The sequence below is a fragment of the Clostridiales bacterium genome (genome assembly GCA_014799665.1).
In the GTDB taxonomy this organism is placed as follows: Bacteria; Bacillota; Clostridia; order Christensenellales; family Pumilibacteraceae; genus Anaerocaecibacter.
The window spans coordinates 96092-117826 of record JAAVHP010000012.1 but is presented as its reverse complement, the minus strand read 5'-3'; the positions used below and the strand labels follow the sequence as shown (position 1 = coordinate 117826).

Here is a 21735-nt window from a genome sequence, read left to right as displayed (position 1 = left end):
GGTTCGGCGCTTACGCACCAAACCCGAGTGTTCTGGTTGATTGAATTATAGCACTTTTGTTTATACATTGTCAATACCCAAACGGATATTTTGTAGGGATTAGGCAATCCAAATCTCGTTGGGATGGTCGCTATTAGACGAAGACTTAACATAGAAAGTATACGTGCCCGCCGTCTGCACTTCGAGATAGGTTACACCGTCTTTGGTCACCTGCTTGAAAGTCTTGTTATAGTGATCCTTGCAGTTATCTTGGACCGTATCATGCTTGTAAATGTCAGTGGCGGAAACAACCTCGTCAAATCTAATCAAATCGCCTACTTCGAAAGTATACTTAAAAGTCCACTGATTAGTTTGAGGAGTCATCTTTATGCCTTGCGTCCAGCTTTCTTCGCCGCCGAACTTGCCGACCATATAGCAGGCACCAACCTCGTCTACATCAACGCGATTGGTAGACGGTTTTTCCGTGCCCGTTACTGCCGCAGCGCCTGCCGCAGTAGTTTCGATATAGAGCACCCATTGTTCACCGTCAGTCTCATAATGTTTAAGATAGACGGCATACGTTCCCGTTACCGCTATGGTAACTTCCGTATAAATTGTGCCCGTCGTGTAAATACCCTGAACTATAACGCCTTTGCTGTATTCGTCTACAACAAACTTAACGGGTTTACCGCCCGTAGTGCCGGTTGCGTCGTCGACTTCGAGATTAAACGAAATCTTCTGATCTTTGGTTAAAGCCAAACCGGTTGCGGAATATTGCGCTTCTGCCGAATCGCTACCGCCTACGGGAGTCGATTTAAGCTCTGTCACAACGGCGTTACCCGACATAATTACGTTTGCCGATACTTCGTTTGCATCCTGATATCTCGCATAGATAGTGACGTCGGCGGTAAACTTAGTGGACAGCGTTATTTTGGTTCCGCCCGTTTGTTCGGTATACCAGCCAACAAAAACCATATCGGTAGGCGGAGTGGGATCGCTCGGAAGCGCCGTAAGTCTGCCCTTATCATTAGTCGTTAGAGTTTCCGCACCATTATAAGTGCCGTCGCCCGCGTCAACGGTAATCGTATGCTCGGGCTCGGTTGCGACCGTACCGAACGGTTCGATGCTGATTTGGGCACCGGGTGCAGTGCCAACGACGGTTATCGTATACTTGCCCGTAGTAAGCACTTTAATATTTTTGTCGGTGGTTTCCGAAGTATCTTCGATATACTCTTGCGATTCATCGGTTACTTGATACCAGCCGAAGCTATATTTACCCGCGCCCCAGGTTATACCGTTTTTATAATCGCTAGCAGCAACGTCTGCGGGTTTCTCTTCATAGTAAGACGCGACTTTAAACTCAACGCCAGCGGTAAGGTCGACGGTTATCGTGCCGTCTACAAGCTCGTAAGCTTCCTTTGCCGCCCAACCGTTCATCCCGCCTACAATGTAGTAAGCACCGTCGGTAAGCGTATCCGTCTTGCCGTCGCTCATTTCGACTTCCCACCACTCGTCGTCCTTCGCGGTAGCTTCATAGTAGCGTAAGTACAGCGAGAAGTAGCCGTCGGCAAGAACCTTTATCTTGTTGCCTTCGATTTCGATACCGTGCGAAGAATCGCGCATACCGAACCTGCCCGCAGGGGGAGCGTTGCCCTCGATCGTTACGGTTATGACCTCGCCCTTAGTGAGCGTTACCGAGCCTTGTACGCTCGTATACTGATACAGCGCGGTGTCGGGAGCTTCTACGACAACCGATTTAAGATTGATTTCAGAGCCGTCAGACAAAGTAAACGCTACCTCGGGCGCATCCTCGACTATCTCGCCCGGAACAGTTACGCCAGTGCCCGATTTGTCGCTGATATCAAGAACGAAGCAGTTACCACCCTCGTCGTCCGCGTCGTACCATTTAAGGTAAATTTGGTAATTTGCGTCGTGAAGGATCTTAACCGAAGTTACTTTTTCAGAAGTGCTTTCCGCCTCGACGCCGTTGCCCGTTTTGCTGACGAAGAATTCCAGATCGCCCGAAACGTCGGTGTTGTCCGCAGAGTGCTCGTCGATAATGCTGAACGTTATAATATCGCCCGCATTCAACGCTACGCCGGGATCGCCTATCTGGTACTCGTACGCGCGCGGATCACCGTTGATGTCGGGCTGAGTGTACAACGTCATGTTTATCTTTTTCTCGTTGTCGTTTACGAGGCAAAGAAAATCGCTGAGTTCTTCCTCGGTATAGGTCGCATAAAGAACGGCGTTATCCGAGAACGTATACGAATACACGTCGGCTATTGTCGTGCCGTCAAGCGTCCAGCCAAGGAACTCGCAGTTGTCTTTCAACGGATCTGTGATATCGTTATACACGGGGATCTTGCCGCTCGTGTCCGTCGAGGCTTGATAGGTTTTACTGCCGTTGGCGAACACGCCGTCGCCGGCATTGAACGTGATGACGTAAGTCGTGTCGCCGGGCACAAAAGGAGCATCCCCCCACTGCGCGTACACAGTGGTGGCAGCGTTAAACGTGAAGTCCAAGCTGATTTTCGTACCGCCCGCTTGCGCCGTGTACCAGCCGTTAAACGTGTACGTTCCGTTTGTGGCGGTGGGAAGCTCGGTAAGCTTGCCGTCCGTACCGGTGGTTAGCGTAGTGGTTGTGACGCCTGTCGTGAGCATGCCGCCGTTGGCGTCGAACGTTATTGTGAAGGTGGAGTCATCTTCATCTGACAACCGGCTTTTACCGCAAGCGACAAGAGCGCTCGATGACGCTACAAAAATAGTCGTTGCAAGTACCGCAAAAGCTAACTTTGACTTTTTCATCATTTTCCCTCTCTTATATCCAAATAGCCGTGTTTTTGTACACGCTTAGTATCATTATAGCATGCATATGAATGTTTGTCAATACCGAATTTAATTTTTTTTGTTACTTCTTTTGTAAAAGAAGTAACAAAAAAAATTTACGTTTGAGATATTACCTTGTTATTAAGCCAAACCACATTTCGCCTTCCCCAAATGGGGGCATGGGGGTGGTGCCCGTAGGGGCATCGGGCATTTCTCAATCTATCCTTATTCAAGCCGAAGCGTATTGCAATTCTGAGCGATAGCGAAGAATCTAGTCGCAAAAAAGCACGGATAACTCCCTGTTACCCGTGCTTTCAGTTTAATTATTATTCGAGTTTTCTTCTTCCTCGTCGACTTGCGGTGGTTCTTCACTCGCCTGTTTTTGCTTTTGTTTTTCCTGCTCGATTTTCTCTTGTATGGCGCGCTCGATCTCCGCCATCTCGCTCTCGTTTTTCATTTGCGTGAGCGAGTAGCCTCTGCCGTCGGCTTTAAGTATGACGAACAGAACGAGCGTTATAACGCCCGAAGCGAGCGCGATAAACCCGATACTACCGCCGAGCAGCGTTCGATCGATTATCGTCGTAATTAGCGCAACGACGAATATTCCCATGAACACAAGCGCAACGATAGCGAGCGCCCGAGCCGTTTTGTCTTTCATGATAAAATACGTTTTAATTAAGTAATGCCCTCATCCACCACTACGTGGTCCCCCTTCCCCATTCGGGGGAAGGCATAAGGTGGTCGAGCTGAACCACTCTAAGCCTTCCCTAATTGGGGGCATGGGGGTGGTGCCCCAACGGGGCGGATGAGGGCACTATAAAATCTATCCTTAATTATTTTTTACTTGTCATTCAAGCACGCAATGCCCGGCAAAACCTTGCCTTCGAGGTATTCGAGCGACGCGCCGCCACCGGTGCTTATGTGGCTCATCTTATCGGCGAAGCCGAGCTGTTTGACCGCAGCAGCACTGTCGCCGCCGCCGATGATCGTGGTGCACTTGCCGTATACGTCGGCGAGCGCCTGCGCAACAGCGATCGTGCCCTTAGCGAGCGTGGGGTTCTCGAACACGCCCATAGGTCCGTTCCAAACAACGGCTTTCGCGCCCGCGACCTTGCTCGCGTACAGCGCGCGCGTTTTCTCGCCGATATCCATACCCATCATGTCTGCGGGGATAGCGTTCGACGGAACGGTCTTGACCTCGATAGCCTCGTCGATAGGCTCGGGGAAATGCGAAGTGATAACGGTATCGATAGGCAGAACGAGCTCTTTGCCGAGCTTAGCCGCTTTGTCGATCATGTCCTTGCAGTAGCCGATCTTCTCCTCGTCGAGAAGCGAAGTGCCGACCTCGTAGCCCTTGGCTTTAAGGAAGGTATACGCCATGCCGCCGCCGATGATGAGCGTGTCGCATTTTTCGAGGAGGTTGGAAATAACGTTGAGCTTGTCGGCAACCTTAGCGCCGCCAAGAATAGCAACGAACGGGTGCGGCGGGTTCTCGATGGTCGCGCCCATGACCGAGAGCTCTTTCTCGATAAGGCAGCCGCAGACCGCCGTCTTGATAATGCCGTACTCGACGATAGCCGCAGTCGACGCGTGCGAGCGGTGCGCCGTGCCGAACGCGTCGTTTACGTACACTTCGGCGTCGGCGGCGAGCGCTTTACAGAACGCCTCGTCCTTGCCTTCTTCTTCCCAATGGAAGCGCAGGTTCTCGATGAGCACAGCCTCGCCCGCTTTGAGCGCCTTGCGCTTAGCTGTAGCGTCGGGACCGATAACGTCCTTAGCGAACGTTACTTTGCCGCCGAGCAGCTCGTTAAGCCTAGCCGCGACGGGCGCAAGCGTGAGCTTTTTCGGCTCGTCCTTTTTCGCTTTCTCGATTATGGCTTCGGCAGTCGTTTCGCCCGCCTCGACCTTTTTCTTGTCTTTCTTGTTGAGCTTAACCTCGGCGGAAAGAATGGAATGCGGCTTGCCCATGTGCGAGCAAAGCGTGACCTTCGCGCCCTGATCGAGCAAATACTTGATGGTCGGCAGCGCGCCGAGAATGCGGTTCTCGTCGGTGATAACGCCGTCCTTCATAGGTACGTTGAAGTCGCAGCGGACAAGAACTTTCTTGCCCTTTACGTCTACGTCACGAACTGTTTTCTTGTTCATAATTAAATCTCCTTTCTGGATTATTTTTACTGTCGTGTGTTTGCTAAGGTGGTTTGTAGATTGTTTCACCCGATTAGCTTCGTTTCGATATTTATTGCTTTACGCCGCACTATCAATCTCAGCGTTAGCAAAGAATCAAACAATCTCGCTTTGATTTATCCTTATTCGCCTTCCCCAAATGGGGGCATGGGGTGGGGGGGACCGCTTGCGGTGGATGAGGGCTCTATCAATCTATCCTTTTTAATTCCCCGTCGCTTCCTTGTACTCGGTAACGAGATGCTCGAAGCTGTCGCGGATCTGAACAAAATCGGTGTACGAATTGCTGTTTGCGGCGATGAGCACGGGCGCGGTTACGTGACGGCGTTCGAGGTCTGCGAACAGCTTGTCGAACCGATACTTGCCACGACCGGGCAAACACCACTCGGACTTGATAAAGTCTTGTACTGCGAGATGACTCACGCGCTCGGGCGGACATACGTCGAGGAACTCGCGAATATCGTAACCCGCGTTCTCCGCCTGATGCATACTGAACGACGCATACAGCCGCGGACAGCGTTCGAGTATTCGCTTGAAGAATTCGGGCGTTGCCGCGTACGACCATTGCATATTCCTGAGCGAGAGATTGACGCCGTATGTAGCGGCAAGGTCGATAAGCTGCGCCAAGCGCTGGGATAACCGCGTGTAGTCGAAGTCGCGCTCGTTAGTGAGGTTGATAGGGCCGCGGAACGTGTAGAACTTCGCGCCGAACGCAAAACACGCGTAGCAGACCTTACGGAAGATCAGCTCCGCGTCGGCGCGTACGCGCATGTTCGGCGAGAACAACTGCGGCTCAAACTGCATGGATAGCGGCGATACCGCCACGACGTCGATACCCGCACGGAACTGCGCGAGCGTGTCTACGTAGATCTTCTCGTAATCCGAGAACGTGTTAAGACAGAGCTCGCACGTATTCGACCTTAGCTTACGCAGTATGTCGAATACCCCGTCGGTCGGCACCGTGTTGAAAAATGTAGATGTTGATATCCCAATTTTCATACCGCATAAATTATACTACATTCTTCCATAAAAGGCAAGCGAATTTTTCCTTACTTATTTGAAAAGAAGTAAGCAAGAAACTTTTAGTGTCGGGTGTAGGCGTAGATGATTTATACTGGTTTTTCACCCGAATAATTTCTTTACGTTATGATATTACATTGTGATTAAGCCATGCCCATGTCATTCCGAGGGTGGCGAGGAATCTCTTGAAGCGGCTCGATTATGATACAAGCTATAACGAACTCAAACGATTGCGCTAAGTAAAACAAAACGCAGATAACAGCCAATTAGAACGACTGCCGTTATCCATGTCATAATTCCGTTATTGCTTTTACTAATTCCATATAAGCCAAGAGATTTCTCGCAAGCTCGAAATGACAAGGGGGGGGTATTGCGTGTGATAGTTCTATTAAACTTATCCTTATTCCCCTTCCCCATTTGGGGAAGGCTTTTATTAAAAACACAAACAAAACCGACCTCTTACGAAGTCGGTTTCGTTGATTGTCTTGCGCGCTCAGGGTACGCATATTCACATTTGATATTGTTACGCCAAGGGCGCAAACAAGCAAAATTTCCTTAGTTTATACCTTTATGTAACGGTATCACAGATTTGAGCAAATTTTATCGATTAGATACGATTAATTATTAGGTAGCATCCGCAAGCGTAAGCGTGAACTGAATACCGGTTATATCCATATCCGCCATTTTGCTGGAGTCAAGAACAATGTTCAAATATTTGCCGCTAACGGTGCCCGCCGCATCGGGAGCAGTCATCGTTATATCGGAACCGAGAGCCGTCCAACTGGTAAGATCGGCGGGAGCAGCGGTTACTGCCGCATCCGAAATCGAATAGTAGAACGAGCTAGAAGAATCAAGCGGGTTAGTATAGCCGGTCTTATAATCAAGCGTAAACTTATAAGCCGCAGCGTCAACGTTGTAATCGCCAAGCGCAACGCTCCAAACTTGCACTTCAGTTTCACCGTCCGCCGCATAACCTGCGCTTTGGTCGTAGGGAACGATAGCGCCGGAAAGGGACAAATCGGTTGCGTTATCGCCTGCATTGGCAACAACGAAACCAACGGTTGCCGCAATGTTACCGGTTGCACCGCCCGTTACGTCAACGTCCGTATCAACGTTAGCATTCCAAGCCGCGAACGAAACAGCGCCGATACCGGCGATAGCTGCGACCGAAGCCGCGATGATAAGAGATTTAACAGTCTTTTTCATGATTTCATTTTCTCCTTAAAGAAATTTTTAATTTTTATTTTATCAAGCGCGCCCTGTCGCGCCTTCTAAAACCGTTAGAGTGCCCTCATCCGCCCCGTTGGTGCACCACCCCCATGCCCCACTTGGGGAAGGCTGATAAGGTTGCTGTTGTTTATCGTCTACTCGCCCGACGAACCGCTAATTAGACGGTGTAGCATCGACAGCATTGAACGTTAAGGTTATACTCGCGCCCATAGCGTCAACGGTATTCGATTTAAGGAACACATATACTACCTTGGTACCGTCGCTTTCCGGAATGATCTTTGCCGCAGTCGTTTCAAACTTAGTGCCGGTAGTAGGAGTAGGCGTATCAGTCGACCAATACAAACCGATATCGTTCGCATTAGAGCCGCCGGACACCGTTGTTTTCAACTCGCCGCTGACGATGTAATTAAACTGTTGCTCCCCCGTCGTAGCGCAAGTGAGCGTAAACTCCCAATACTTGACAGCGCCGGAAACCGTTCCGTTGTGGTCGATAGGGATGAGCTTGTTCATTGTGTACTTGTTGTTTACAAACGTGCCGCTTGCCGATGAAGGCGTTGCGGTTACCCCGCCGAGAGAACTAATTACACCGGTAGAGCCGCCGACTACGTCTACGCTGCTCGCCGTACTATTGTTCCACGCCGCATACGAAACCGTGCCGATACAGACTAACGAAATAGCTGCCGTCGCCGCAATAAGCGCTTTTGTTGACTTTTTCATATTTGGCGTCCTCCTTGAAGATTTTTGTTTCTGGCGCACCACGCCGAGTAAAGATTTTTGGTGAGATGTTATTGGCTACTAGACAGTAGGATGCTGGTTCCAGCTAAGTGCATATTTTGAACCTTCCGTTATAGTAAACGACTGCATATTGGTCCAAGAGTTATTGCTATTACCCACACTAATATACATTGTTGAACCGCTCGTCATCCACGTACGATTCATTACCGTTTCATTGTAAGTAACGTATTCCGTGTTCGAAGTGCTGTTGTTAAGAACACCGCTTGCATCTCCACCCGTATCTGACACATAAGCATATTGCTGAGTACCGGCGGAGCTGTTATTGTGTCTTATTATTATAAAGCCGTCTTTAAGCTTGATACCGAACTCTTTTTGACCTGACGTAAATTTAGAAGTAATAAATTTATCCGACGTTGTAACGTATAACTTATTCTCACCGGTATCGAAGTAGAGGTCAGCAAGCCAAGCTTTGGTTACCTTATACATACCGCTACTGATATCTACGTACCCGTCATACCATTCATTGATATCGTATTTATTGCTTGCATCATAGATGGTGTTATTATAGACGATTACGATAATATCATCTGCCGCGAAATCAACCTCAGTAGCAATTTGCTCGCTACTATTTGTCGGGTTGACTGTTAAAGCTTTTTTAAATGTTGTACCAGCATATACACCGTTTCGCACTGTCCAATGCGCATAAACAGGTGTATCCGAACTGAACGTTGTCGAAGTCGTAACTTGCGTACCACCGCTCGCCGCAGTATACCAACCGTCAAACGTATGGTAATCTCGCGTTGCAGTAGGCAACGTAGTAAGATTGCCGCTCTCATTCGTCGTAGCCGAAGCCATGGTACATGTACCGCCGTTAGCGTTAAACGTTATAGTATACGTTGTAGCGGTATTTTCTTCCCAATGCGCGTAATACGTTACGTTACCGCTTACGGCGGGGAATGATGTTATCTCATCGCCACCTTCGGTGTTAGCATACCAACCCGTAAACTTATAACCGCTACGCGTCGGGTCATCCTCCGGTTTGATCGGTGCATCGCCTTCGGCAACCTCCTGTGTATGAGGGTTGCTGTCGTCACCCCACGCACCGCCATTGGCGTCAAACGTTACCGTGTACGTCTTTATCCAGTGCGCGTAAAGCGTTGTACTTGAATTGAACGTGTACGTGGTGGACAAAGCCACTTTATCGCCGCCGCTCGCCAAAGTATACCAGCCGTCGAAGCGATAGCCTGTTCTTGTAGGTTCGCTGATACCGCTAACAGTAGCAGCGGATAATTTACCGATAAACGAGTTGCCCGATTTGGTCAAGTCGCCCGTTAGAACTTCGCTGCTCTCGGTCGCGCCGTCGTTAGGATCAAGCGTTACGATATACTGACCAGCAACCCACAAGCCGGGATCGGTAGTTCCATAGTTATAATAGAAGTTATAATTACCTTTGTCAAGTCTGAGCCCGTTTGCCGACGAGTAAGACGAATAGAAAGGACAAGTGGTTTTTATCTTCGCGCTATGCTCCGCCTTGTTATACCAAATGGTAATGAGCGAGTTATCTTCGGTCACCCTAACGCCCAATACCATTTGTTCTTCATAGGGTTTTTCTTCATTCACGGTTAACGCGTTCTTAAACTCTTTTTTAACGTACACACCGTCCTCGGCATACCATTTGGCATACAAGGTAGTAGGCGTAGCGCTCGATACAGGAGTATCAAAATTGTATTTCGTGGTGCAAGCCGCAGTAGTGTACCAGCCCTCTATATTATAATTCGTGGGCAAGGTCATGCCGCTTGTAGGATCGATCACATTTCCGCCCTCAGAAATAGGTTGCGGGTCGGGCACGTCTGTATCGTGCAAGCCGTTAAGGTTAAAGGTTATCGTAATTTTATTAACTTCTTTCCAACGCGCGTAAACGATAGTATTGTCTTCGAACGTATAATCGGGAGTAATCTTTACGCCGCCCGTTTGTGCGGATGTCGTGTACCAGCCCAAGAATTCGTGGTCGTCACGCGTGGGAACAAACGCATTGATTTGCGTTTCTGTAAGGTTGCCGTACGCGTCGGTCGTCGCGGTATTATTGCCCGACAAAGCACCGCCGTTAGCGTCGAACGTTACTGTATAGTTAGCCGACCACCAAGCGTTCAAGTTCATATCGCCCGTTATGGTGCTGTCAAAACCGATGTCCTGGCGTTCGCCGTCAGCGTCCGTGTAGTACCAGCCCATGAGCGTTTTGCCGTCGCGCGTAGGCTTGGGAAGGTTATTTACGGACGAGCCGAACGTGACGGTGGTCGTAAGAGTCGTTGCTCCGCCCTCGAACGTGCCGCCGTTGGCATTTAACGTGATATTGCACTCGGTGTTTCCCACGCTGGAACAGGTTATGTAAAGCGTGTCTACAATAAGGTTGAAGTTAGGCAACGGACCGCCTGTGTGACCCGCAGGCAAAGTTACGCAACGCTCGCCTGTTTTATAGTCGAACATACGACCACTCTTGCCGTTGACTTCTTCGTCGCCCGTATGGAAGTGCCCGACAAGCCTAAACACGTACGTACCCGTTTGGGGTATGATAATGTTCAAGTCCTCGTCGTAAATTTTATATTTGTCGTCAAGGAAAAGTGCTTTGGTGGCAGCGTCGTACTCTATCTCGTTAGGCATTACATAAACGGTGTGTCCGTTCAAACGATGTCCGTCGTGATCGAGCATATACATTTTCACAAGCGAGCCTTCGGTGAGATTGACGGTAAGCGACACGTCGATCTTGCCCTCGGGATAGCGTGCAAAGCCCTCGAAAGCTCCCGTTGATTTATAGAACCTGATTATTTTGTAGTTAAAGTCGGGGTTATTATTAAACGAATCGATAGCCGCATCGGTGGCGTTTTCAATATCGGGCAACAAGCTTTCTTCATAAGTCGGGTCAAAGTCGGTTTTGTATCTGTCGGTAGCGCGTTCGAGCTTGGTAGTACGGCTGGGGTCCCATGTTTCTACGCTGTTGATAAGACCGCCCATGTAGTAGCCCCAAGGTTCGCCGTAGCCGTCCTGATAACGCTCCCAGCTGTTTTTATTCGATACTTCCGCAGTAAGCTTAAAGTCCACCGGTTTATCGAGCTCCAGCTCGATATCCAGTGCGAAATACTGCTGCGAATGGTCGCCGAAATACAGCACTACGTACACGCCGTCGTCGAAGTGATTTTGCATATGCGGGTATATTTCATCGTCCTGCGAAGGATCTATACCTTCTACTACGTGCTGATTGCCGTGGGCAAAAATAGCGAAGCGATTGCCGCTCGTGTCGGGTTTGTCATGAGTATCGGCAGGCCCGAGCATTGTTTTGATCGACGAGTCGTAATTGTAAATACGCGGAGCAGGCACGATAAACTCGCCCGTGATATTACCGCTATCGTCGGTGGCTCTACGGGTTATCTTTAACGATTTTACTTGTACGCTGTAAGGGTCTACCGAACAATCCGAAACACGGAACTCGATATAGGCTATCGAGTTATCGTCGTCTGTAGATTCCGAGTTCCTGCGCGATACCGCGAGATAGTTTTTGTATACGTAGGTGGTGTTCTCGCCCGTTACCTTTGCATTGACCTCGCGTACGGTCGTTTTGCCGGCAAGAGTTTGCGTTGCGTTTGAGTCCTCGGCAAACGAGGTAGATCCGACGCAGTCAGGGTCCGCCGGAGTTCTGTTGTCGGCCTCGGTGGTACCACCGCCGCCCGACGAGGAACCCGAACCCGAACCGTATTTATCGAGTACGGGGCTGCTGCCTTTCGAAGTATGTAATGTTATGCAGTTCACGTCGCCTTTGGCGTAATCCGCGAGAGATAACGGTGCCGCATTACCGTTCGAACCGGCTGCTGTTTGAGAGCCGCTTATGTGCTGTTCATCAAATCCAAACACTATAACGGTTATGTCCTTAGTACCGACGTTAACCGTTCCTTTATTTAGATAGCTTACCTTGCGCATATTACCGTCACCGGAACCGCCGGAGCCGGGATATGTTTGGGAATTATAGTAATAGGCGCTCCAATCGTTTGCCCTTATATGGACGGCAAACTTATCCAAATCGGCATAATCGCCGGTCGCGCCCGTTCCGGTTTTGAAATAAAGCTTTCTTTCTAGGTCTTCACCGGAGAACTTAACGGAAAAAAGCTCCGTATATCCGGTAGTATCTATTGCGTTACCCGTATCGCCGGTATTGCCCGAATCTACCGTTTCCTCGGAAGGCTTGCCGATAAACACCGTCCACATGGATTTGGTGCTGTAATTATAATAAAAGTCGTAGAAGCCCTCGCCGTTCTCTTGTATCGTATACTTATTTCCGCTGTAAGTAATCTTATCGGCCGAGAGGTTTTGACCCGTGCCGCTATTGGCTATGCCTATTTGTTTTCTTATTATTTTCTTATTAGATTCGGTTCCTTCCTCATACGCATAGTACAAATCTACAACGTCGCCCTTGTACAAGTACACGGACTGTAACTTAACTTCGTTTGCAGTATCGTGAGAACCGAACTCGTAATAGTCGGACATTGCGGTATTGCCGCGCTGAGGAACTTGAAGGTAGTATTTATCTTTTTGGAGCTGAGGAATAACTGTCGCGTTCTCGCCTTCGCCCGTTACGTACTGGGGACATTCCACGTAGAACTTGCCGTCGCTACCTTTGGCTACGCTTGCGCTGCTATCGCCGATATCCCACTTGGCATAGGAAACGGAAAAACCCGCGATACAAAACAGTATCGCGCAAGCGAGCGCCGCAATGATAAAAAATCTCAAACGACGGATTCTCTCCATTCCCCCTAATTTACTCCCTTATTTTTTATGCATACTAATTATATCACTTGATTATCGGTATGTCAATAGGTATTTTCAAAATTTTAAAAAAACTTCCTACTCCTTTGACCTGCTTCTTTGAAAAGAAGTAGGCAAGAAACTTTTAGTGTCGTGTGTTTGCGAAAGTAATTTGTTTCTTTGCATTACACCCGATTAGCTTCGTTACGTTACTTATATCTTTACGCCGCTTTTAAACAAGCAGGCTGGAAACTTTACTTTTATCAACCTACCCCTTTGGGTGGAGGGTGTGATTACGGGTTATTATAATACATTCGCCCATCCCAAACTTGCGAACAAAAAAGTGCGGCAATTATACTACCGCACTTTAACATTAAACCTTATTCTTCTTCTATTTGTTCCAATAGCTTGCGGTCGGCGGCAAGGCGTTTGAGCTTACGAATCGAGCTTTCGCGTGCCTTGGCGAGCTTGACCTCGGCTAGATACAATTCCCTATCCTCGGGACTGAGCGAACTGAGAAAGGCTTCCTGCGCCGCTTTTTTGCTTTCAGCCGCCGCCTTTGCCTTGGCTTTTTGTTCGGGCGTTTTCGGCTTTCTTTGAGTTTTGGGCTTACTCGCTTTCGCCTTAGCTTGCGCCGCTTTATACTCTTTTAGCTTCGCTTGTTCTTCTTCGGTCAAAGGCTCGGCATCGGTCAAAAGCTCATGGAGAGTTTCCGCCTGTTTGATTTCGAGCTCCGCCGCGTTCTTTCTATGCGCCGCGTATTTGAGCCGCGCCGCATCGAGGTACGATCCGCCGCTTACAGCCGCGCTCGTTCCAGCGTTTGTCGCGGTAGAGCTTTCGGGTTTTTCCTGTTTTTTCGCTTTTTCCTGCTTTTCTTGTTTTTCCGCGCCGCTCGGTTTCTCCGCGTCCGCCGTAATATCTGTATGCGCGCCCGACGGAAGGGCTTGCTTTTCTGTATTCGTATTCCCACCATCGATCAAATTTGTGACGGGCACGGGCGACGATAATTGCTGTTCGCCGAACAGGTTTCCAATGTTAGGCGGCTGCGCGGATAGAAGTTCGTCCGGACCGAGCCGAGCCGTCGGCTGCGGAAGCTCGGGGTATATAACGTTCTTTTCGAGCGGCTGACCCTCGAAGAATTCGGGGTTGGTCGGCATACTCATTAGCCCCAACCGCTCGATATCGGGCGCGAGATCGCTTCTGAGCCGCACGCCCTGCTGACAGAGTATTACGCCATCGGCGGTTTGCACGGGGGTCAAAAGTATGTTTTTGCCGCCCGTCGCCGTGGTGAGCACGAGCGTTTGCCCGTCCTCGGCTTGGCGGAGCGTTGCGCCCTGCGACATTGCCACTGCGAGCGAGCTCGGGGTGTCGGGCGCGGGCAGGCTGTCGAGCACCGCCGCCGTTTCGGGGGTTTTGGGCAGTTCGAGGTTTTCGGCTCTGATGAACTGCATGAGCCGATCGGATATGGCTTTCGCCTCGGCGTGGGTCTGCGGCGTGTCAGTCAGCATTCCCAACACGTCCATGACCGCCGTTATTTCGGTGATATTGTCGTAGCGCAGGCTGACAGACGAAAGGGCTTGCGCGCTCTTTTTGAGCGCTGCGTTTTCGACTTTTTTGCGTATTTCGGTGCGATTGATATACCAGATCGCTACCCATGCGACAATAACTATGAATAGACAGAATATGAGCATACTTATGCCGAGCGACGATTGGAAGAACCCGAACAGCGAGCCGAAGAACCCGCACTTGTTGCCGGTGTATACTCCCGCTATGTCGTCGAAGGTCGGTTTGTATGCGTCGGTGCCGCCGGCGTTATCGCCCTTGGTCGTGTATACGGTTTGACCGTTGCGCTCGCCTATCGCAGTTACGCGGTGGGTTAAAAGTATAGTGTCCTTGCCGCTCTTGGCGCGGAACGTTATGACCGTGCCGACCGTGATCTCGGCTTCGCTCGTAGGTTTGACGTCGACTATCATGCTGCCCGTCGGGATCTCCGGCTCCATTGAGTCGGTGACGATCGCGAAAAGTCGGTACTTGCCGAACGTAGTATAGTAGTTATCGCTGAACATACTGAGCAGAGCGTTGAGCGTGAGCGCAACCAAAACAAAAAGCAACAGCAATACGCCTGCTACTTTAAACACCTTTCCTATCTTGCTTTTCTTCTTGGGCTGCGCCGCCACAGTGGGCGTCGCTTCGTTTTGTTCTGCCGAATTCGCCATGATCGATACAATTATAGCACGATTACCCGCGCGTGTCAATAGGTATTCCTACTTCTTTTTGGAAAGAAGCACCTACTTCTTTGAAAAGAAGTAGGCAAGAAACTTTTAGCGTCGAGTGTTTACGAAAGCGGGGCTTGTTTCGTTACACCCGAGTAGTTTTGTTACGTTATAAAATACTTTACATATTCTGTTTTAAGTAGTTTTTTCGTTATTTAATAGTATGTATAACACAAACCCGATTATTCGCAAGTGCTTTTCCCCGCTCGCCTATCAACGAGAAAAGGCGCGCTTTCGCACGCCCTCTCATTATCTTTCATTAATATATAATTCCCGCTTATTCTTTTACCGCGCCCGCAGTCAGTCCGTTTACCATATACTTGACCAAACAGAAATACAGTACAATGATCGGCACTGCGATAAACACCGAGCCTGCGGCGAACCGCGCGAATTCCGTATCGCCAAGGCTCATAAGCCCGACGGCGACCGTGTACAAGTCCTTGTTTTTTAGTAGCAGCTTGGGCAGTATGAAGTCCGACCACGGCCACGTGAACGAGGTTATGAGCGTATACACTATCATGGGCATTGCTATCGGCAGGGTTATTCTCACGAACACCTTGAAGTTGCTCGCGCCGTCTATGCGCGCCGCTTCGTACATGGAATTGCTTATCGTGTCGAAGAAGCCTTTCTGTGTTAGATAGCCCATGGGCGCGCCCGCCGAATATATGAGCACCAAGCCCCAAAGATTATCTATCATGTCGAACTGCGTCATCAAAAGGTACACGGCGGTCATTGCCATGAACGACGGGAACATACCGAGCACCATTGTTGTCTTCATTATTCCCTTGCGCGCACCAAACCTGAACCGCGACATGACGTACGCCGTGAGTATGACTAAGAGGCTGCCGAGCACCGACGACGCAACTGCAATTATAAGCGTATTGGCGAACCAGCGCGGATAGTTGTACATTTCGGTGTCGGTAAACAGCTTTTTGAACGTTTCGATACTGTACGAGCTCGGAAAGAAGCCCTTAAACGTGTACATAGATCCGCTTTCGCTGAACGACGCGAGGACGAGCCACAGCACGGGGAACGCGAATATCACCGCTATTACTATGAGCGCCAGATATGTAAAGAAGCCTTCGGCAAAACGCTTGGGCGTGATCTTGCGCGCGATCCGCGATTTTTTGATCTGCTTGTTTATGAGCTTGTCGGCTTTGCTTATTTTCATCTGTACATATCCTCCTTTGAATACGAGGGCGATTTTACGTACACCGCGAGCGAGATGACCGCCGCTATTATGAATATGATTATGCTTATCGCCGCGCCGAGCGAGTAATATTTGTTGTCTATCGACAGGCTGTATAGCCAATTTATAAGAAGATCGGTATCGCTCGCAAGGAAGTACCCGTCGCATATTATTCCGCCGCGCAGAAAGTAGAACACGCCGAAGTTATTGAAGTTGCCCATGAACTGCCCTATCAGCACGGGCGTAGTTGCGAACACCACGAACGGCAGGGTTATTTTCACGAACTGCGTCCACGGGCTTGCGCCGTCTATCCTTGCCGCTTCGTACAGGTCGGGATTGAGGTTTGCGAGTATGCCCGTCGCTAGCAGCATACTCGACGGAATGGACAGCCACGCATTGACCAGCCAGCCGATTATCCTCGCGCTCCACTTGCTGTCGATGCCGAAGAACAGCTTGCCCGTGCCACCGAGCTGTTCTATATAATAATTGATAGGACCTTGGTTTGAAAACATGAACTTGAACGCCAACAGCGTTATGAAGCCAGGCACGGCGAACGCAAGCACGGGAAAGGCGCGCCAAATCTTTTTGCCCTTTACTATCTTTTTATTGAGAAGCAACGCGATCGCGAGCCCGCCGAAATAATTGAGCGCGGTGCTCATTATCGCCCATAACAAGTTCCATCCGAGTATCTTGAAGAACGTACTACCCATCAGCCCGACCGAAAACAGCTGTTTGAAGTTGTCGAAAGCTATCCAGCTGACGAGCGAGCCCGACAGCACGACCTGTCCGCTGTAATCTGTGAACGCCAAAAACACCATGAAGATTATCGGCAGAATATTGAACACGAACACGCCGACAACGGGCAGAACGAGCGCCGTTACGTAGAAGTATTTATCGAACATACTCGCAAGCGACTGCTTGAAGCTCGGCGTTTTGTTTCCACGAGACACGTAGTCGAACGTTCTTTGCGCGTCGCGTATGTTCGCGAGATGCACGGCTATGAAAAATCCCGTAATGATAAACGCAAGCGTGCCGAGCAACATCATTACTACCGAGTTGTCACCCTCTATCCCCAGCCACGGGTTGGCGGGCACTACGCCGAGCGAGAAGAAGTTGTACATCGCTTCCCCGCCCGAGAACACCATGTACGTTACGTATGCGGCGAAAATCAAAAGGAACAGAATGCCCTTTACTATTTGTTTTTGCATGAGCTGACCTAGCCCCATGAGCCCCATCGACGCTTTTACGGGCTTGGGCGCGGTCTTGATATATTGCGCGCGTGCGCCTATCTTCTGCGGGACACGCGACGCTTTTCGCCCGATCCCGCCGAAAAAGTTTTTCAGGCGTTTGGGGATATTGGCAAAGTAAGAGCGTATACGCGTACCGATGCTCGGCTTGCCGTGATAAATTTCGCTGTCGTTCATATTACGCTGTTCCCTCCTCTACTTACTGCCGAACGAGTATATCGCGTTGTAGATATTCTCGTCCAAGGTTTTAAGCGTACGGTCGAGCGCGTCGTAATTGCATTTGCCGCCCGACAAGGTAAACTTTTTACCGTCCGTTCTGTACGGGTCGTTCGCTATATCGGTGAACGTAGTCGCAAGCGGCGTCCATATTCTGTCCACGCCGTAAACGGACGGCATTATTTGTATTCGGTTTTGCTCCATCATGCCGTAAAGGCTTTGCGCGACCTGCGACTGGACGGTGCACGCCGAATTGCAGTCCCTGCGCGCGGGGGCTATTCCCAAGTACTCGTTGCGCTTTAAGATCATTTCGTAGCTTGTGGCATAGTTCAAAAACGCCAGGCTCGCCTTGGGGTACTTTGTGTACGAGCTTATGGCGTAAGCGTTGATCCCGCCCATGGCTATCGAATCTTTGAGCTCGCCGCTTTCCTCGGTCAAATCGCCCGATACGGGCAGCGACGGCATGGGCGCGGCTACGATATTTTCTTCCGCCGCCGCAGCGGCTTCTTTGGCGCTCATACCCTGTTTGCGGTATACCTTTACAAGCTCGCTGTTAAGAGTGCCGTACATATCCTGCGTGTCGGGCACGGCGAAATACGCGCCCGAAGCAAACTCCGTTTCGCGCGCAACGGTAATGGAATTATCCACGCACCCGCTGTTCATCACGTCGGCGAGTTGAAGTATAACACCCGCGCCGAGCCTGGCGTCGTTCGCCTCGAAGCCTATGTCGGTGGTATCGGTGTTGTCGCTCCCAAACACATACGCGCCGTACGTGAACAAATACCCGCAAGAGAAATAGGGGTCGTCGAAAGACTGCATAAACCCGTACGTATCGGGGCTTTGCTCGCGCCGCTCGCGGCTGAACTTGTACAGCTTGCGCATATCCTCTATCATATCGGGCACATCGTTTTTGTTATCATCCCAGGTCGTCTGCCAATCGTCGGGCAGCAAGTCCTTGCGGTAGTACATCATTCCCGCCTGAACGTTCACGCCCACGCCCATGAAATACTCGACGTTATCGAGCTTATACGTGTAAGTGTTCTTCGCAAGCTCGGGCAACTCCGCGTACGCGTCCAGCTTATCGACGGGCAGCGGCGTAATGTGCTTGCCCGCGCAGTAGTTCATAAGTATGTCGTTGGCTTGGTATAAAACGTCGGGACCATAGCCGTAGGGACCGTCGTCGGCAAGATTGCTGTACTGGTCCTGATTGGCGTCGATCGCCGTGATGTAGTAGTCCTTGTATTTCTCGTTGAACCCGTCGAGCAAATATTTGAGATACCCCGACGACTTTGCCGTATCGTTTTCGAGAACGTGCAAAACGATAGGCTTAGCCGCAGTGCCGCGCTCGACCTCGCCGTCGAACTTGTCGTACAGCGCGGCGAGCGACTGCGCGGCGTACTTTTCGCGCAAGCCGCCGCCGTTGCACGCCGCAAGCGGTACAGCCGCCACGCCGCATAGCAATATTGATAATATTTTTTTAATCGATTTCATATTGCTCCTTAATCACGTATTATCTTAAAGTCGTACGGCTCGACGGTCGTGCCGCGTGCGGTCAGCTTGTTATCGGTATTATTGACCAAAAGCACGGTCTTTTCCCCCGCCGCCTCGCGCTCGACGATAAACAATCCGTTCTCGCAAGTTAATTTAGCGTCGCAGCCGCCGAGTGATTTCAAGCGTTTATACCCGAGCAATTTCTTGACCTTGGGTGTGAACTCATGCTCTCCCCAGATAAAGCACCTGCGGCTGTCGGGATCGTACCCGCCTTCGAGCGGTATCTCCGTGCCGTAGTAGACCATTGCCGCGCCGGGCATGAACAGCTCGACGGCAAGCGCGCACAGAAGTTTTTTCTCGTCGCAGCCGCACAGAGTATAGAACCTATGCGTATCGTGACAGTCTATTAGATTGAGCATCATGCCGTTGACCTGCGTAGAGTTGCGCATCAGAAGTCCGTTAAGCTTGTCGCAAAATCCCTGCGCGTCCATTTCTCTTTTAGCGAAAAAGTCGAGCATTGCCTTGGTGAACGCGTAGTTCATGATCGAATCGAACTGCTCGCCGCGCAGGTAGCTTCGGCTGTCGTGCCAGTTCTCGCCGATAAGCACTTTATCCTCGCCGAGCGCTTTTATGCGCTTGCGGAACTTCCGCCAAAACTCATGACTTACCTCGTCGCTTACGTCGAGCCGCCAACCGTCTATGCCGTACTCGTTTATCCAGTGCTCGCCGACCGCGCACAGATATTCCTGAACCTCGGGGTTAGCAGTGTTCCACTTGGGCATATAATCGCACTCGGCGAACACCTCGTAGTTGCGCGGACGCTTTGTCGGCTTGTCGCCGTTTATGACGAACCAGTCGCGGTATTTCGATTTGCCGCCCTTTTCGCACACGTCCTTGAACTGTAAAAGCTCGTCGCTGCAATGATTGAACACCGCGTCGAGTATAACTCGAACGCCGCGCTTTTTGCACTCGTTCATGAGATGCTTGAACGCAACGTTACCGCCGAAATGCGGGTCGACGTTGTAATAATCGCTTATATCATACTTATGATTAGAACGCGAAGTGAATATGGGCGTAAGGTACAGCGTATTGACGCCCAAATCGCGTAAATAATCGAGCTTTTGCGCGACTCCCCATAAATTGCCGCCTGCAAAGCTCTTAGGCGTGGGTTTACGCCCCCATTCGAGGTTTATGTAATCTTTATCGACTGAAGAAGGTTGCTCGCCGTGCGGCGGCTCTCCTACCGCAAAACGGTCGGGAAAGATTTGATAAACGACCGCATTACCCAGCCAATCGACGTAAGGCATTACGTCGTTTTTATTGACGTATGCAAGCTGGAAAAAGTTATAGTACGCGGTCGAATAGTCATAGCTTTCGGTCGCGCCATCCTCGGAGTAATAATACTTTTTGCCGCTCGTATCGGTCAAGACGAATACGTACGCAAGCCGCTTGTCGTCGAGTTTCAGCCGAACGGTATAGTAGTCGAACATTCCGTCGGTCAGCGAAAACGGCACGGGCATACTTTTTCTTTCCTTGCAAAACTCGTGCTTTTTCCCGTAAACGAGCGTTACCCCATTCAGGTCGCCGTGCGCCGCGCGCAGCCTAAGCTCCACGGTATTCCCGTCAAGCGCAAAGGCATACAGCCCATCGGACTTGTGATATAATGCGTGTTTGTTCATGATTACCTTGACAAAATAAGTGATTTTATTATATAATAATTGCTATGGGAAAAACAACCGATACAACCGCGCGCAAGGGGCGCGTTACAATAAAGGACGTAGCGTCCGCCGCAGACGTTTCGATCGCGACGGTGTCGTACGTGCTTAATAATAAGCCCGGTCAATCCATTAGCGAGGAAACCCGAAAAAAGGTATTTCAGTTCGCCAACCTGCTCGGCTACGAATGCAACGTTATGGCGCGGTATCTTGCAACGGGTAAGACCAATACGGTCGCCGTAGTTGTAAAAAACGTAGAGGGCATAGGCTCGGCATACTATATTAAGCTTATCACGGAGCTGACCCGCTTGTTCGCCGAGCACAACCGCGCGCTCAGGGTTTGCGATTATACCGCCGAGCTCGAACGCACGGGCGCGCCGTGCGACGCGTATATAACGCTCGGCTTATCCGAGCAGGACTTCCGCATGTTTGCGGACACCAAGTACGTGCCCGTTGTGGCGATAGACACCGTTTTCGAGGACCTGCTCTTTTACCGAATAAACGACGATTTCGCGGCGATGTATCAAGCCGCTAAAAAAGAACTGCCCGACTGCGAAGAAATAACCCTGCTCACTCACCCGTTACCCGAAGAATGTTTAGCTGGCGCGGAAAAGGTCTTTGACGGTGTGACCGTAATTCGGTCGTTACGCGATCTCCCCACCGAGCTGAGCGGCACGGGCTATGCGACCCAAAGCCGATTTATAGCCGACTTCCTGCACTGTCCCGTCTTTTGCGCAAAGAACTCGTTCGAGTTAAAAGCGTCAGCAGCCGTCGAAGCGGTAAACAAAGCGATCGGTCGCGTCGATTCGTCCGCCGCCGAACATAATATCGAAATTTAA

13 protein-coding genes are annotated in these 21735 nt (G+C 50.4%); 1 reads left to right on the top strand and 12 read right to left on the bottom strand.

The annotated features are described in order from the left end of the window. Nucleotides 1-99 precede the first annotated feature (99 nt). From HDT28_05485 to HDT28_05430, 12 genes are all read right to left on the bottom strand, one after another. On the bottom strand, nucleotides 100-2790 hold the full coding sequence (locus HDT28_05485; GenBank protein ID MBD5132025.1) for an InlB B-repeat-containing protein: 2691 nt from the start codon (nucleotides 2788-2790) through the stop codon (nucleotides 100-102). Nucleotides 2791-3127: 337 nt separating this feature from the next. Next, a complete protein-coding gene (locus tag HDT28_05480) occupies nucleotides 3128-3466 on the bottom strand; it encodes a hypothetical protein (protein MBD5132024.1) in 339 nt (112 codons plus the stop codon). A 182-nt stretch (nucleotides 3467-3648) separates the two neighbouring features. Next, nucleotides 3649-4953 (bottom strand): phosphoglycerate kinase, encoded by a 1305-nt coding sequence (locus HDT28_05475; protein MBD5132023.1) that lies wholly within the window; start codon nucleotides 4951-4953, stop codon nucleotides 3649-3651. Nucleotides 4954-5193: 240 nt separating this feature from the next. Next, nucleotides 5194-5988 carry a sugar phosphate isomerase/epimerase gene (locus tag HDT28_05470; protein MBD5132022.1) on the bottom strand — a complete coding sequence of 265 codons (795 nt, stop codon included), beginning with the start codon at nucleotides 5986-5988 and terminating at the stop codon, nucleotides 5194-5196. 645 nt (nucleotides 5989-6633) lie between these two features. Continuing rightward, nucleotides 6634-7215, bottom strand: a complete 582-nt coding sequence (locus HDT28_05465) for a hypothetical protein (GenBank protein MBD5132021.1) — start codon at nucleotides 7213-7215, stop codon at nucleotides 6634-6636. A 177-nt stretch (nucleotides 7216-7392) separates the two neighbouring features. Then, nucleotides 7393-7956, bottom strand: coding sequence for a hypothetical protein (locus HDT28_05460; protein MBD5132020.1), 564 nt, complete (start codon nucleotides 7954-7956; stop codon nucleotides 7393-7395). Nucleotides 7957-8034: 78 nt separating this feature from the next. Next, nucleotides 8035-12768, bottom strand: coding sequence for an InlB B-repeat-containing protein (locus HDT28_05455; GenBank protein MBD5132019.1), 4734 nt, complete (start codon nucleotides 12766-12768; stop codon nucleotides 8035-8037). Between the two features lie 377 nt (nucleotides 12769-13145). Further along, nucleotides 13146-14981 (bottom strand): signal peptidase I, encoded by a 1836-nt coding sequence (locus tag HDT28_05450; GenBank protein MBD5132018.1) that lies wholly within the window; start codon nucleotides 14979-14981, stop codon nucleotides 13146-13148. Nucleotides 14982-15315: 334 nt separating this feature from the next. Beyond that, the gene (locus HDT28_05445; protein MBD5132017.1) at nucleotides 15316-16209 is read right to left on the bottom strand and encodes an ABC transporter permease subunit; all 894 of its coding nucleotides are present in this window, start codon (nucleotides 16207-16209) and stop codon (nucleotides 15316-15318) included. Then, the gene (locus HDT28_05440; GenBank protein MBD5132016.1) at nucleotides 16206-17462 is read right to left on the bottom strand and encodes a sugar ABC transporter permease; all 1257 of its coding nucleotides are present in this window, start codon (nucleotides 17460-17462) and stop codon (nucleotides 16206-16208) included. The genes HDT28_05445 and HDT28_05440 overlap by 4 nt, the downstream gene beginning before the upstream one ends. A 207-nt stretch (nucleotides 17463-17669) precedes the next feature. Then, nucleotides 17670-19181 (bottom strand): extracellular solute-binding protein, encoded by a 1512-nt coding sequence (locus tag HDT28_05435; protein ID MBD5132015.1) that lies wholly within the window; start codon nucleotides 19179-19181, stop codon nucleotides 17670-17672. A gap of 8 nt (nucleotides 19182-19189) precedes the next feature. Further along, a complete protein-coding gene (locus HDT28_05430) occupies nucleotides 19190-20860 on the bottom strand; it encodes an alpha-glycosidase (protein ID MBD5132014.1) in 1671 nt (556 codons plus the stop codon). 44 nt (nucleotides 20861-20904) lie between these two features. Here HDT28_05430 and HDT28_05425 point away from each other — a divergent pair, with 44 nt between their 5' ends. Continuing rightward, on the top strand, nucleotides 20905-21735 hold the full coding sequence (locus HDT28_05425) for a LacI family transcriptional regulator (protein ID MBD5132013.1): 831 nt from the start codon (nucleotides 20905-20907) through the stop codon (nucleotides 21733-21735).